Raw genomic sequence first — 14517 nt, forward strand, 5'->3', positions numbered from 1 at the left:
GTGGGATCAGAGGGCGTCCGGGCCGCGCTCGCCGGTGCGGACCCTGACCGCGGTGTCGACCGGAACGCTCCAGACCTTGCCGTCGCCGATCTTGCCGGTGCGCGCGGCCTTGACGATCACGTCCACGAGCTGTTCGGCGTCGTCGTCCTCGACCAGCACCTCGATGCGGATCTTGGGGACGAGGTCGACGGTGTACTCGGCGCCCCGGTAGACCTCGGTGTGGCCGCGCTGCCGGCCGTAGCCGCTGGCCTCGGTGACCGTGAGCCCCTGGACGCCGAAGGCCTGCAGGGCCTCCTTGATCTCGTCCAGCCGGTGCGGCTTCACGACTGCGGTGATGAGCTTCATGCGTCCACCTTCTTGTTCTCGGCTGCGGCTGCGACGGCGTCCGCGGGTACGGGTGCGGCCTTGCGGGAGCCCGTACCGCCGCCCGCGCCGCTGAAGTCGTACGCGGTCTCGGCGTGCTCGACCTGGTCGATGCCGGCGACCTCGTCGTCCTCGTCGACCCTCATGCCGATCGTCTTGTCGAGGACGAGGGCGAGGACCGCGGAGACCACCAGAGAGTAGGCGAGGACCGCGAAGACACCGACGGCCTGCTTGCCCAGCTGGTCGAGGCCGCCGCCGTAGAAGAGGCCCTTGGCGTCGGACTGGACGCCGCCGGTGGCGAAGAAGCCGACGAGCAGGGAGCCGATGACACCGCCGACGAGGTGGACGCCGACGACGTCGAGCGAGTCGTCGTAGCCGAACCTGAACTTCAGGCCGACGGCCATGGCGCACACCAGACCGGCGATGGCGCCGACCGCGATCGCGCCGAGCGGGGAGACGGAGCCGCCGGCCGGGGTGATGGCGACGAGGCCGGCGACCGCGCCGGATGCCGCGCCGAGGGTGGTGAAGGCGCCGTGGCGGATCTTCTCGTAGATGAGCCAGGCGAGCATGGCGGCGGCGGTGGCGACCTGCGTGTTGACGAACATCACCGCGCCGACGCCGTCGTCGTTGCCCAGCCACGATCCAGCGTTGAAGCCGAACCAGCCGAACCACAGGAGCCCTGCGCCCAGCATGACCAGCGGGAGGCTGTGCGGACGCATCGGGTCCTTCTTGAAGCCGACGCGCTTGCCGATGACGAGGATCACGCCGAGCGCCGCGGCACCGGCGTTGATGTGGACGGCGGTACCGCCGGCGAAGTCGATGACGCCCATCTCGAAGAGCCAGCCGCCCGCGCCCCACACCCAGTGCGCGACCGGGAAGTAGACGACGGTGACCCACAGGGCGATGAACAGCGCCCAGGCGGTGAACTTCACACGGTCGGCGAGGGCGCCGCTGATCAGCGCGGGCGTGATGATCGCGAACATCAGCTGGAACACGGCGAAGACGTAGACCGGGATGGTGTAGCCGTCCCACAGCTCGGTGACGCCGATGCCGCTGAGGCCGACGTAGTCCGCGCTCCAGCCGATGATCGAGCCGGAGTCGGTGCCGAAGGCGAGGCTGAAGCCGTACAGCACCCAGAGGATGGTGACGATCCCGAGGCTGATGAAGCTCATCATCAGCATGTTCAGGGTGCTCTTGACGCGGACCATGCCTCCGTAGAAGAAGGCAAGGGCCGGGGTCATGAGCATCACCAGGGCGGAACAGATGAGCATGAACCCTGTGTTGGCGGCAGACAGCTCGGGGGCGTCTGCGGCAAGGGTCGAGATGCCTGGGGGCATCGGCGTCTCCTCGTCGTCGTGCGGCCGCGTGCGGGCGGAGCCGGTGCGGTAGAGCGGGCCGGTTATGCGCCACGAGGTTGGCGCAGCGCGGTTTCCGCCGATGCCACTCGATGTTTCGCGGCCGTGACGAAGGGGTCCGGCGTGTTACGTCGCCATGAACGGGGTGATCGCCGAGCGGTGCCGGGCGTATCCTCTGGCGCATTGCGCGACCGGCCGCGTCACCCACCCGGAAGACCTGGCACAGGGGGAACCGAGTCGAAAGTCCGGGGTGGGTGGCACGGCCGGGGCGCGTGGACCGCCCCTCAGACGGCTTCGGCGGTCTCGGGCAGCTGGGCGGTGAGACGGTCGGTGAACCGGGCCACCTCGGGGACGTCCCCGAAGTCCCTGGCCGCCGTGTCGACGGTCTTGCGCAGCCGGTTGTTGACCCGCTCGGAGCGGACCTTCTTGGCAACCACGAGGGCCTGGTCGGCGAGGGCCGTGGCCTGCTCCGGTTCCTTGTTCAGCAGGTGCACGGTGGCCATGCCGATGAGGTTGAGCGCGTACGACCGCTGGTGCTCCGCGTCCCGGCTGAAGAGTTCGACGGCGCGGTTCATGAGCGGCTCGGACAGGGAGGCGTAGGTCGGGCTGCGGCCCGCGACGTAGGCGAGGTCGCGGTAGGAGTGGGCGTTCTCGCCGTTGAGCTCGGCCTCGGAGAAGAAGCGGATCCAGTCGGGCTCGGGGCCGTCGTCGAGGCCGACGTCGGCGAAGGTGTCCTCGGCCATCCGCACGGCCCGCTTGCACTTGCTGGGCTGACCCATGTTGGCGTACGCGCGGGCCTCCATCGCATACAGCATGGCCTGGGTGCGGGCGGTGGCGCAGTCGCGGCTTCCGTACTGCGCGAGGTGGATGAGCTCCAGGGCGTCGTCGGGCCGGCCGAGATGGATCATCTGGCGGCTCATCGAGGACAGGATGTACGAGCCCAGCGGCTTGTCGCCGGCCTCCTTGGAGGCGTGCAGGGCGAGGACGAAGTACTTCTGCGCGGTGGGCTGCAGACCCACGTCGTAGCTCATCCAGCCGGCCAGCTCGGCGAGTTCGGCGGCGACCTTGAAGAGGCGGCGCTCGGTGGCGGCGGGCTGGGGCTCCTGGAGGAGGTCGGTGACCTCGTGGAGCTGGCCGACGACCGCCTTGCGCCGCAGCCCGCCGCCGCACTGCGCGTCCCACTGGCGGAACATGGCGGTGGTGGACTCCAGCAGGTCCAGCTCGGGGGCGGATAGCCGGGCCGACTTGCGCAGCGGGGCGGGCGGCTCCGGGCGGGCCGCGCCCTCGCCGGGCGTGGGCACCAGCCAGCGCTGCATCGGCTCGACGAGGGCGGGGCCGGCGGCGAGGGCGAGCGAGGTGCCGAGGAAGCCGCGGCGGGCCAGCATCAGGTCGCTGCGGGAGAACTCGCTCAGCAGGGTGACGGTCTGATCGCCCGCCCAGGGCAGGTCGACCCCGGACACGGAGGGTGCCTGGTGCGCGGTGCGCAGGCCGAGGTCCTCGATGGCGACGACGCTGCCGAACCGCTCGGAGAAGAGCTCGGACAGGATGCGCGGGATGGGCTCGCGGGGCTGTTCGCCGTCGAGCCAGCGGCGCACGCGCGAGGTGTCCGTGCTGATGTGGTGGGCGCCGATCTGGCGCGCTCTGCGGTTCACCTGGCGCGCGAGCTCGCCCTTCGACCAGCCGCTCCGCACGAACCATGAGCTCAGCTGCTCGTTCGGGCGCTTGCCGGTGCTCGTACCGTCTGCGCCGCTGCCGCTCACTGGAGTGCCCCCATCCGCCGATGCCGTGCCGTCCGAACCCACCACCAGCATGCCGTGCGTCACGGCCTCCGGTGACCCGCTTGCACCCGGTCCTCGAGGATGCCGTGTTGCCCGGGGCATACTCGCCGGTGCGCTGCAATTGCAGGTTCGAGCACTGAAAGTAATCCCGCGATCACGGCTCGGCGAGTGGGATTGCGGAAACGCCACCATTCGCCACCCCGGCGAGTGAACCCAGTTACGGCCAGGCACGATTCACTTGACACAGCACGATTCAGAGGTGGCGCAGTGTCGCACGGTCAGGCGCGTGCCGCACGCCGCGCTCCCCAGGACGCCACCACGCGCATCCGGGAGCCGACTGTCGACGACGCAGAGTCATCGGCAGGCTCCGGCTCGTAACCACCGGCGCGCCCGACCCGTTGGAGGGGGCATGGGCTTCACGATCGGCGGCACCCGGGGGATCAGTCAGATCCGGTCCGGCTCCCGGCGCCGGGGACGCGCGACGGAGGCCACCGCGGTGGCCGAGTACACGGGCCTGTGGGGCTGGTCCGTGATCCCGGGAGCGCGCGCGGCCGCGGGCCGCTGCTCCTGTGGTGACCCGCGGTGCGCCGCGCCGGGCGCCCATCCCCTGGGCTTCGCACTCGAGGTCCCGCCCGGGGCCACGCTCGACGAGGCCGCCAAGGCGTGGTCGGAGGTGCCGGGCGCCGCGCTGATGCTGCCGGTGGGCCGCGCCTTCGACGTCCTCGACGTGGCGGCCCCGGCCGGCCGCCGGGCGATGGTGCGCATGGAGCGCATGGGCCTGCGGCTCGGTCCGGTGTCCCAGACGCCCGACGGCCGCTGCCAGTTCCTCGTGGCGCCGGGCGCCGCGGCCGGACTGCCGCGCCTGCTGTACCGGATGGGCTGGGACGACGCCGACCTGGATCTGCGCTGCCTGGGCCCCGGCGACCACATCACCGCCCCGCCGTCCGACCGCGGCGGCCTCGGCCCGGTGCGGTGGCTGCGCGCGCCGTCCCCCGACACGGCGGTGGCGCCGCCCGAGGCCCGGCTGCTGCTCGGCACGCTGGCGTACATCTGCCACCGCAGCCGGTGAGATTCCGCCCGGACACGCACAGGGGCCCGGCCGCGCACGACGCGGCCGGGCCCCTGTGACGTCAGCGGGTCAGTCCCCGATGAGGGCGTCGACGAACGCCTCCGGCTCGAACGGAGCCAGGTCGTCCGCACCCTCGCCCAGACCGACGAGCTTCACCGGTACGCCCAGCTCCCGCTGGACCGCGACGACGATGCCGCCCTTGGCCGTGCCGTCCAGCTTGGTCAGCACGATGCCGGTGATGTCCACGACCTCGGCGAAGACGCGCGCCTGCACGAGACCGTTCTGACCGGTCGTGGCGTCCAGGACCAGCAGGACCTCGTCCAGCGGGCCGTGCTTCTCCACGACGCGCTTGACCTTGCCGAGCTCGTCCATCAGGCCGGTCTTGGTGTGCAGCCGGCCCGCGGTGTCGATGAGCACGACGTCCGCGCCCTCGGCGATGCCCTCCTTGACCGCGTCGAACGCGATCGAGGCCGGATCGCCGCCCTCCGGGCCGCGGATGGTGCGGGCGCCGACGCGCTCGCCCCAGGTCTGCAGCTGGTCGGCGGCGGCGGCGCGGAAGGTGTCGGCGGCGCCGAGGACCACGGAACGGCCGTCGGCCACGAGCACCCGGGCGAGCTTGCCGGTGGTGGTGGTCTTCCCCGTGCCGTTGACGCCGACGACCATGACGACGCCGGGGGTGTCGAGGCCGCTCTCGGTCTTGACCGCGCGGTCCAGGTCGGTGCCGACCAGGGTGAGCAGCTCCTCGCGGAGCAGGGTGCGCAGCTCCTCGGGCGTACGGGTGCCGAGCACCTTCACGCGCTCGCGCAGCCGCTCGACGAGCTCCTGGGTCGGGGCGACGCCGACGTCCGCCGTGAGGAGGGTGTCCTCGATCTCCTCCCAGGTGTCCTCGTCGAGGTGCTCGCGCGACAGCAGCGTGAGCAGTCCCTTGCCGAGGGAGTTCTGGGAGCGGGCGAGGCGCGCGCGCAGCCGGACGAGCCGGCCGGCGGTCGGCTCCGGGATCTCGATCGCCGGCGCGACAGGCTCCGCGACGACCGGGTCCTCGACGGCGACCGGGGTCCCGACGGCCTCCTCGGCCGACGGGAGGTCGACCTCCTCGATGGTGCGGCGGGGTTCCTCCCGCGGCGTCTCCGCCTCGTCGCCGACGTGCGGTTCGGCGGGCGGAGCAGTGATGGTCGGCGTGCTCGACGGTGCCGGGGGCGGCAGCTTCTTCTTCTTGCGGCTGCTGACCACGAGCCCGCTGATGGCGCCGATCGCGACCAGGGCGATGACTACAGCAAGGATGACGATTTCCATAACGCAACCCAGTATGGCGTGACCTCTCGCATGTCGGTTCGCTCCCTCAGCGGGGTGTTTCCGCTGCGGGCCCGGGCTGGTCCGTCGTCCGGGCCCGGTACCGGCGAGAAGCCCCTGTGGGGGGAGTCACAGCCCACTCGGTACGCGGTGGCGCCCGGTGCGCAGATGTGCACCCAGGGTCGGCCGCCCAGGCAGCGGACCGAGCCGACCGCCGCCGACACCAGGGTTCTCATCTGACGCCGCGTCAACTAACGTCCCCCTCGCCATGCCCACATCCGGCGGAGGGGACTTCCCATGGCCTTCACGGTGGCCCGGTTCAACCTGGTGGAGCCGGACGCGACGCCCGACACACTCGCCGCCCGCTACCGCGCGGCCCTGGAGATGGCCGCGTACGCCGACGACCGCGGCATCGACACCGTCCAGACCGAGGAGCACCACGGGGCGGCGAACAACTGGCTGCCCTCGCCCTTCGCCTTCGCGGGCGCGGTCCTCGGCGCCACCCGCCGGATCGCCGTCACCGTGTCCGCGGCCATCGGGCCGCTGCACGATCCGCTGCGCATGGCCGAGGACATCGCCGTGCTCGACCTCGTCGGCCGGGGCAGGCTCGTCACGGTCGCGGGCATCGGCTACCGCCCGGAGGAGTACGAGCGGGCGGGAGTGGAGTGGGGCAGGCGGGGCGCGCTCCAGGACGAGCTGCTCGAGACGCTGATCGCCGCGTGGACGGGCGAGGAGTTCGTGTACCGGGGGCGCACCGTGCGCGTCACCCCCCGCCCCTTCACCCAGCCGCATCCGCTGCTGCTGGTCGGCGGTTCGTCACGGGCGGCCGCCCGGCGGGCGGCGCGCCTCGGCCTGCCGTTCTTCCCGAGCGCGCACCTGCCGGAGCTGGAGGCGTACTACCACGAGCGGCGCGCCGAGTACGGCACCGGGGGCTTCTGCATGATGCCCGCCCGCACGACGCCGTTGCTGCACGTCGCCGAGGACCCGGACCGGGCGTGGGCGCTGTACGGCCACCACTTGCTGCACGAGGCGCGCACCTACGCGTCCTGGCAGTCGAAGGACATCCGCTCGGCGGTGCGCTCCGCCGCGGACACGGTGGAGGAGCTGCGCGCGGAGGGCGTGTACCGGGTCGTCACGCCGGACGAGTGCGTGGACCTGGCCGCGGAGAGCCTGGTGGTCCATCCGCTGTGCGGCGGGATGCCGGTGGACGAGGGCTGGCGCAGTCTGCACCTGCTGTGCGACGACGTACTGCCCCGGCTCACGCGCTGAGCCGGGGCAGTTCCGTGCCGAGGAGAGGGGCAGCGGGGATTAGCCCATCTCCTCCAACGCCTTGCCCTTCGTCTCCCTGACGTACCTGAGCACGAAGGGGATCGAGAGCACGGCGAAGACCGTGTAGATGATGTAGGTGCCCGAGAGGTTCCAGTCGGCGAGGCTCGGGAAGCTCGCGGTGATGGCCCAGTTGGCGATCCACTGCGCGGAGGCGGCCACGCCGAGCGCGGCGGCGCGGATCCTGTTCGGGAACATCTCGCCGAGGAAGACCCAGACCACGACACCCCAGGACAGGGCGAAGAAGAGCACGAAGACGTGCGCGGCGATCAGGGCGACGACGCCCTGGGTCTCGGGCAGCCTGCCGTCGACGAGGTCCGCGGAGAAGGCCCACGCCTCGAAGGCCAGCGCGATCGCCATACCGGCGGAGCCGATGAGCGCGAGCGGCCGGCGGCCGATCCGGTCGACGAGGACCATCGCGATCACGGTGCCGACGATGTTGATGATCGACGTGGTGAACGAGTAGAAGAACGAACCGGCCGGGTCGACGCCCACCGACTGCCACAGGGTCGCCGAGTAGTAGAAGGCGACGTTGATGCCGACGAGCTGCTGGAAGACCGAGAGCCCGATGCCGATCCAGACGATGGGCAGGAAGCCGAGGCGGCCGCCGAGCAGGTCCTTGAAGGTCGACTTGTGCTCGCGGCGCATCGCGAGGTCGATCTCCTCGATCCGTGCGTCGAGGTCGACGGTCTTGCCCTCGACCTCGGCGAGGACCGCCCTGGCCCGGTCGGTCCTGCCGACGGAGATCAGGAAGCGCGGCGACTCGGGGATCGCGAAGGAGAGCAGGCCGTAGAGGACGGCCGGGACGACCATGACGCCGAGCATCCACTGCCAGGCCTCGAGTCCGCCGATCTCACCGCGCTGCTCACCGTCGGCGAGCTGGAGGATGCCGTAGTTGACGAGCTGGGAGACGGCGATGCCGATGACGATGGCGGCCTGCTGGAAGGAGGCGAGCCGGCCGCGGTAGGCGGGCGGGGAGACCTCGGCGATGTAGGCGGGGCCGATGACGGACGCCATGCCGATGGCGAAGCCGCCGACGCAGCGCCACAGGGCCAGGTCCCACAGGGCGAACGGGACGGCCGATCCGACGGCGCTGACGGTGAACAGCGTGGCGGCGATCTGCATGCAGCGGATGCGTCCGATGCGGTCGGCTATCCGGCCGGCGGTCGCGGCGCCGATGGCGCAGCCGATCAGGGCGATGGCGATGACCTGGGCGAGCGTGCCCGAACCGATGTCGTAGCGGTCCCGGATGGCTTCGACGGCGCCGTTGATCACGGAGCTGTCGTATCCGAAGAGGAAGCCGCCCATGGCGGCGGCCGCCGTGATGAAGACGACATGCCCGAGGTGTTCGGGGTGGGCTTCGCGGGCACCCGAGGACGGCGGGGGCTGCGCAGTGCTGGTCACGTGTACTCCTGGGGCCGACCGGCAGCGTCGCCGGGCGTGGGGCGAGCCCTTCAAGTGGCGCACAAGTTCTGGCCGCCCACCACTTGAAGGTAAAAGCAACGTTGCAGAGACTATGCCTTCAAGTTTCGAAGTCAAGGGGTCGCTGAAAATCCGTAAGAAGACGTCGACCGAAACATTGACTTCAAGTATTGAAGATTCAGCGAAGGTGCCCGGAGCGCATCCTCCCCCGGCACGGCGGCCACCGCGGCAGCGGCCGCTCAGCGGAGGCGCTGGCTGATGACCTTGGAGACACCGTCCCCCTGCATGGACACGCCGTAGAGCGCGTCCGCGACCTCCATGGTCCGCTTCTGGTGCGTGATCACGATCAGCTGGGAGCTCTCCTGGAGCTCCTGCATGATGCGGATCAGCCGCTGCAGGTTCGTGTCGTCGAGCGCGGCCTCGACCTCGTCCATGACGTAGAACGGGCTCGGTCTCGCCTTGAAGATCGACACCAGCATCGCCACGGCCGTCAGCGACCGTTCGCCGCCTGACAGCAGCGACAGCCGCTTGACCTTCTTGCCGGGCGGCCTGGCCTCGACATCGACACCGGTGGTGAGCATGTTGTCGGGATCGGTCAGCACGAGCCGTCCCTCACCGCCGGGGAAGAGCCGGGAGAAGACCCCTTCGAACTCACGGGCGGTGTCCCGGTACGCCTCGCTGAAGACCTGCTCGACGCGCTCGTCGACCTCCTTGACGACCTGGAGCAGGTCGGCGCGGGTCTTCTTCAGGTCTTCGAGCTGCTCGGAGAGGAATTTGTGCCGCTCCTCCAACGCCGAGAACTCCTCGAGCGCCAGCGGATTCACCTTTCCGAGCTGCTGGTACGCCCTTTCGGCAGCCTTCAGCCGCTTCTCCTGCTCGGCCCGGACGAACGGCCGCGGCTGGCCCAGCGGATGCTCCGGGTCCTCGGGCAGCTGTTCGCCCTCGGCCGGCGGGGAGGGCGGCACGAGCTGGTCGGGGCCGTAGTCGGCGACGAGCCCGGCCGGTTCCACACCGAGCTCCTCCAGGGCCCTGGTCTCCAGCTGCTCCATGCGCAGCCGCTTCTCGGCACCCAGCACCTCGCCCCGGTGCACCGAGTCGGTCAGCTTGTCCAGCTCGCTCTTGAGGTCGCGTCCCTCGTTACGGGCGGCCGCCAGCTGCTGCTCGCGCTCCGCCTTGGCCGCCTCCGCGGCCTCCCGCTCCGCCTGGGCCCGTACGAGGGACACCTCGACATGCGCCAGCACCTGGCGGGCACCGCTCGCCACGGCCGCGGCGACCTCGGCCTCGTGGCGCATCCGGGCGCGCCGCTGCTCGGCGCGCGCCCGTGTCTCGCGCTCGGCGCGCGCCCCCCGGTCGAGGGCGTCGGCCCGGCCGGCAAGGCCCTTGACCCGCTCCTCGTGCGTACGGACCTGGAGCCGCGCCTCCATCTCGGTCTGGCGGGCGTTGGCCCCGTCGGCGGCGAGCCGGTCGCGCACATGGGTGTCGGGCTCCTCCTCGACCGGGCTCTCCTCCGCGACGAGCAGCCGCTCGGCCAGCTCCTCGGCCTCCTCGGCCGCCCGCTCCAGCGCCTCCTGCGCCCGGGCGGCGGCCGCGCCGGCCCGCTCGGCCTCGCCCGCGGCACCGCGGGCCTGTCCGGCAAGGCGTCCCAGCTGCCCGGAGACGGCCGACTTCTCCCGCTCGGCGGCGCGCCTGCGTTCCCCCAGCTCCTCGACGAGTGCGGCGCAGGTGCCGCGTCGGGCCGCGGCCTCCCGCTGGACGGCGGTCAGCTCCTCGCACCGGGCGTCGAGCTGTTCGAGCTCGGCGGCGGCCTCGTCGACGGATGCCTGTACTTCGAGGAGACTCGGCGCCCCGGCGGACCCGCCCTGCGCGAGGTGCGCGCCGAGCACGTCGCCTTCGCCGGTGGCGGCAGTCAGCCCGGGGTGCGCGTACACGACGTCCTCGGCGTCCGCCAGGGTGCCGACGACCACGACGTCGTGCAGCAGCCGCCGTACGGCGCCCATCAGTTCCTCGGGCCCGCGCACCAGCCCGGCGGCGTACGGGTGTCCGGAGGGGCCGTCACCCGCGGGGGCGTCCGGGGCCTCGGCGGCTGCCGCAGCGTCCGCCAGGAGCAGGGTCGCGCGCCCGCCGTCCTCCTTGCGCAGCAGCCGCATCGCCTCCGCGGCCGTGGCCGGGTCGGCTACGGCGACCGCGTCGGCGGCGTGCCCCAGGGCCGCGGCCACCGGGATCTCGTAGCCGGGCGTCACCGTGAGCAGCTCGGCGGCCGGGCCCAGGAGGCCACCGAGCCGGTCCCGCGCGGCGAGCAGGATGCCGGTGCCGTCCTTGCGGCGCAGCCCGAGGGCGAGCGCCTCGCGCCGGGCCGCGACCGCGGCGCGGCGGCGCTCAGCACCGGTCAGGGCCTCGCGGGCCGCGCTCAGCGCGCTCTCTGCGTCGGCCAGTTCACGTTTGGCGGTCTCGTGCCGGTCGGCCAGGGCCGTGTCGTCCGCGTCCAGCCCCTCGACCTCGGCCTTGAGCTGCTCGTACTCCTCCTGCGCGGCGGCGGCCCGCTCCTGGGCCTCGTCGCGGGCGGCGGCGAGCCGCTCGATCTCGGCCTGGGCGGACGCCGCACGGGAACGCGCCGCGTTGACCTGACCGCTCAGCCGGGCGAGCCCTTCACGCCGGTCGGCGATCGCGCGGGCGACGTCCTTGAGCCGGCGCTCCTCGAGCGTGAGCTGCCGCTCCAGCTCGGCTCGGTGCGCGACCGTGTCCTCCAGCGCCCGCTCGGCCGCCTCCAGCGCTGCCTCCAGCTCCGCCTCCTGCTCGCGGATGCGGGTCGCCTCGCGCTCCATGTCCTCCGGGTCGCGGCCGCGCCGCTCCTCCGGCGGCTGGGCGGTGGCGCTCTTGACCCGGGCGTCGGCGAGCGAGATCGTGCCACGCACCCGTTCGGCGAGCTGGGAGAGTTCGTACCAGGTCTGCTGGGCGTTCTGCAGACGTGGCGCGAGGCGTCGTACCTCGTCCTCCAGCTCCGCCTCGCGGGTGAGAGCCGCCTTCAGCCGCGCCTCGGCCGCTTCCTTGCGCTGCTTGAGGGCGGCCTCGTCGGCGATCTCCGCGCGCAGCGCCTCGCGAAGGGTGACGAGGTCGTCGGCGAGCAGCCGCAGGCGGGCGTCGCGCAGGTCGGCCTGGATGACGGCGGCGCGGCGGGCGACGGCGGCCTGACGGCCGAGGGGCTTGAGCTGGCGGCGCAGTTCGTCGGTGAGGTCCTGCACCCGTGCGAGGTTGGCCTGCATGGCATCGAGCTTCCGCAGCGCCTTCTCCTTGCGCTTGCGGTGCTTGAGGACGCCCGCCGCCTCCTCGATGAAGGCGCGGCGGCCCATGGGGTCGGCGTGCAGGACCGAGTCGAGCTGGCCCTGGCCGACGATGACGTGCATCTCGCGGCCGATGCCGGAGTCGGACAGCAGCTCCTGGATGTCGAGCAGCCGGCAGGTGTCCCCGTTGATCTGGTACTCGCTGCCGCCGTTGCGGAACATGATCCGCGTGATGGTGACCTCGGCGTACTCGATGGGCAGGGCGCCGTCGGAGTTGTCGATGGTGAGGGAGACCTCGGCGCGGCCGAGGGGCGGCCGGCCGGTCGTCCCGGCGAAGATGACGTCCTCCATCTTGCCGCCGCGCAGCGACTTGGCCCCCTGCTCCCCCATGACCCAGGACAGCGCGTCCACGACGTTGGACTTTCCGGAGCCGTTCGGGCCGACGACGCAGGTGATCCCCGGCTCGAAGCGCAGCGTCGTGGCGGACGCGAAGGATTTGAACCCGCGGAGGGTCATGGCCTTGAGGTGCACGCCGCCGGACTCTACCTTTCGCTCGCGGTTTCGCCTCTGAAGGCGCAGGGCACATCAGACGGTAAAGCAAGCATGTACAGGGCGGGGACAGGGAGAGACGGGGGAAAGAAAGAAGGGACGCCTGGGCGTCCCTTGCATATCTTGGTGCGCGACGGAGTCCGTGCTCAGGTGAGCGCAGGCTCCCCCTGGTGTACGTCGAGGTCGATGCCGTTGAGAAGCGGCTCGCCCGGGTGCTGAGCGGCGGCAGCCGTGAGCGCGTCGTTCTCGGACTGAATCCGTACGAGCTCGGACTCGAGGTCCTGGACGCGCTGCTGTAGCCGTCGCATCTCGGCGAGGAGTCGCGGATCGGAACCGCCGACGTAACCGAGAAGCGCCTTTGCCATGATGGATGGTCCTCCACACTGAGTGACCGACCGATGCGGTGTGGGTCGTGAGGGATTCGCACCCGCGGTGCTGACAGTTTTTCTCGTACTGCTGGTGTCCTGCTGTGGTTCTTTACTGCCAAACAGCTAAGGTGCGCGGGGCTTCCAGGGTCTCACCAAAAAGTTTGACGGTCAACACGATCACACCCCGTATCGGCGGGCATCCCGGGGGGCATACGGCCGCTCCGGCGAGCGGCGTGCCTGACCTGCGGGGCCCTGGGGGCGTGGCGATCATCCTTCTCTCCGCAGCCTGGCACGGCAAGCCTCTTCTTGGCAACCACCAGGCGGTTTCCTTCGCGGACCGATGCCCGCGGCACATGCCGGCCCCAGGCGGGGAGGCCGTGGCGAGCACCCGGACGGAGCACGCTCAGCGGACGGCGAAGTCGGCGTAGATGCCACGCGGCGTGTCCCAGATCTCAGTGACGCCGTCGACCCGGCCGGGAGTGTCGCCGGAGCGCAGCCAGTCCAGCAGACGGTGGCAATTCTCACGTGGGCCCTCGGCGACCACCTGCACCCTGCCGTCCTCCAGGTTCAGGGCGAAGCCCTTGAGGTCTCCGATCTCGAGTGCGTTCGCCCTGGTGAACCAGCGGAAGCCCACTCCCTGTACCCGGCCGCGTACCCACGCGGTGAGGCGCGCATCGTCGTTCATGGGTGCACGGTAACCGTCCGAATGCACACAGATCACATCGCCCCCGGCGTGCCATGGCGTACAGTCCGGACGCAATGAGCGTCACCCGTTCGGGTGTACTCGTTGACGTTCGACGCCCAGAGGGACGGCGTCGGGAACCAGGGAAGGCACACCAGATGGGTCGCCATCGGAAGAAGCGCGCGGGGCTGCCCGTACGCACCGGGCTGCTCGGCGCCTCCGCTGCCATGGCGGTAGGCGCCGTGGCCGTCACCACCGGACTCCTGCCGGTCGGTGACACGTACACGATCGGCTCCTCCAGCAAGGAGTCCCCGGTGGAGATACGCACCGGGGGACCCGCCCTGCTCCAGACGCAGGGGGAGGCGAGCACCTCGCCGACACCGACGCCGTCCGCCTCGTCGCCGAGCCGCACCGCCGAGTCGTCGAAGCCCACCGCGAAGCCGTCGCCCACCAAGCCGGCCAAGAAGGCCGAGAAGGCCAAGCCGTCCGCGACGCCCACCAAGAAGCCCGCAGACAAGCCCGCAGACAAGCCCGCGGAGAAGAAGACCCGGCACCCCGAGCCGAAGAAGACCACGTCGGCGCCGGTGCCCGAGAAGTCCCGCGAGGCGGACCGGCCCAAGCCGCGTCCGTCCGCTTCGACCACCGCGCCCACCTCGAACGCGTCGGCGGCCGAGGCCGCCGTGCTCAACCTGGTCAACGAGGAGCGCGCGCTCGTCGGCTGCTCCCCCCTCAAGGCGAGCACCGACCTGGCGGACCTGGCCCGCGCCCACTCCAAGGACATGGCGGCCCGCGGGTTCTTCGACCACACGAACCCCGACGGCCGGAACCCGTGGGACCGCGCCGCCGCGGCCGGTGTCTCGAACCTCGGCGCCGAGAACATCGCGCGCGGTCAGGCCGACGCCGGTGCGGTGATGAACGCGTGGATGGAGAGCGAGGGTCACCGCGCCAACATCCTGAACTGCGACTTCACCACCGTCGGCGTCGGCGTGTACATGGGCGACGGCGGCCCGTGGTGGACGCAGAACTTCGGCTATTGA

At 71.5% G+C, this 14517-nt stretch carries 11 protein-coding genes; 3 read left to right on the forward strand and 8 right to left on the reverse strand.

Features of this window, described 5'->3' with window-relative positions:
* Positions 1-6: 6 nt before the first annotated feature.
* The 3 genes from ACLB9X_RS21915 to ACLB9X_RS21925 all read right to left on the reverse strand — a co-directional run bounded on the left by ACLB9X_RS21915 (position 7) and on the right by ACLB9X_RS21925 (position 3478).
* Positions 7-345, reverse strand: coding sequence for a P-II family nitrogen regulator (locus tag ACLB9X_RS21915; RefSeq protein ID WP_005311372.1), 339 nt, complete (start codon positions 343-345; stop codon positions 7-9).
* The gene (locus ACLB9X_RS21920; RefSeq protein WP_410362078.1) at positions 342-1700 is read right to left on the reverse strand and encodes an ammonium transporter; all 1359 of its coding nucleotides are present in this window, start codon (positions 1698-1700) and stop codon (positions 342-344) included. Before ACLB9X_RS21920 ends, ACLB9X_RS21915 begins: the two co-directional genes overlap by 4 nt.
* A 302-nt stretch (positions 1701-2002) precedes the next feature.
* On the reverse strand, positions 2003-3478 hold the full coding sequence (locus ACLB9X_RS21925) for a hypothetical protein (protein ID WP_410362079.1): 1476 nt from the start codon (positions 3476-3478) through the stop codon (positions 2003-2005).
* 427 nt (positions 3479-3905) lie between these two features.
* On the opposite strand from ACLB9X_RS21925, the gene ACLB9X_RS21930 reads away from it, so the two are divergent.
* Positions 3906-4565 (forward strand): bifunctional DNA primase/polymerase, encoded by a 660-nt coding sequence (locus tag ACLB9X_RS21930; RefSeq protein WP_410362080.1) that lies wholly within the window; start codon positions 3906-3908, stop codon positions 4563-4565.
* 69 nt (positions 4566-4634) lie between these two features.
* On the opposite strand, the gene ftsY is transcribed toward ACLB9X_RS21930, so the two are convergent.
* Complete coding sequence (gene ftsY, locus ACLB9X_RS21935; protein ID WP_410362081.1) at positions 4635-5858, reverse strand: signal recognition particle-docking protein FtsY; 1224 nt, start codon at positions 5856-5858, stop codon at positions 4635-4637.
* Positions 5859-6152: 294 nt separating this feature from the next.
* On the opposite strand from ftsY, the gene ACLB9X_RS21940 reads away from it, so the two are divergent.
* Positions 6153-7124: an LLM class flavin-dependent oxidoreductase gene (locus ACLB9X_RS21940; RefSeq protein WP_410362082.1), complete on the forward strand. Its 972-nt coding sequence runs from the start codon at positions 6153-6155 to the stop codon at positions 7122-7124.
* A gap of 39 nt (positions 7125-7163) precedes the next feature.
* Here the strand turns inward: ACLB9X_RS21940 and ACLB9X_RS21945 are convergent, their stop codons facing one another.
* The 4 genes from ACLB9X_RS21945 to ACLB9X_RS21960 all read right to left on the reverse strand — a co-directional run bounded on the left by ACLB9X_RS21945 (position 7164) and on the right by ACLB9X_RS21960 (position 13483).
* The gene (locus tag ACLB9X_RS21945; RefSeq protein WP_410362083.1) at positions 7164-8585 is read right to left on the reverse strand and encodes a sugar porter family MFS transporter; all 1422 of its coding nucleotides are present in this window, start codon (positions 8583-8585) and stop codon (positions 7164-7166) included.
* Positions 8586-8842: 257 nt separating this feature from the next.
* Positions 8843-12412 (reverse strand): chromosome segregation protein SMC, encoded by a 3570-nt coding sequence (smc, locus tag ACLB9X_RS21950; protein WP_410362084.1) that lies wholly within the window; start codon positions 12410-12412, stop codon positions 8843-8845.
* Positions 12413-12576: 164 nt separating this feature from the next.
* Positions 12577-12795, reverse strand: coding sequence for a hypothetical protein (locus ACLB9X_RS21955; RefSeq protein ID WP_410362085.1), 219 nt, complete (start codon positions 12793-12795; stop codon positions 12577-12579).
* A gap of 406 nt (positions 12796-13201) precedes the next feature.
* Positions 13202-13483 carry an acylphosphatase gene (locus ACLB9X_RS21960; RefSeq protein WP_177151414.1) on the reverse strand — a complete coding sequence of 94 codons (282 nt, stop codon included), beginning with the start codon at positions 13481-13483 and terminating at the stop codon, positions 13202-13204.
* Between the two features lie 155 nt (positions 13484-13638).
* On the opposite strand from ACLB9X_RS21960, the gene ACLB9X_RS21965 reads away from it, so the two are divergent.
* Complete coding sequence (locus ACLB9X_RS21965; protein ID WP_410362086.1) at positions 13639-14517, forward strand: CAP domain-containing protein; 879 nt, start codon at positions 13639-13641, stop codon at positions 14515-14517.

Origin of the sequence: Streptomyces sp. 5K101 (assembly GCF_046506645.1) — a bacterium.
In the GTDB taxonomy this organism is placed as follows: Bacteria; Actinomycetota; Actinomycetes; order Streptomycetales; family Streptomycetaceae; genus Streptomyces.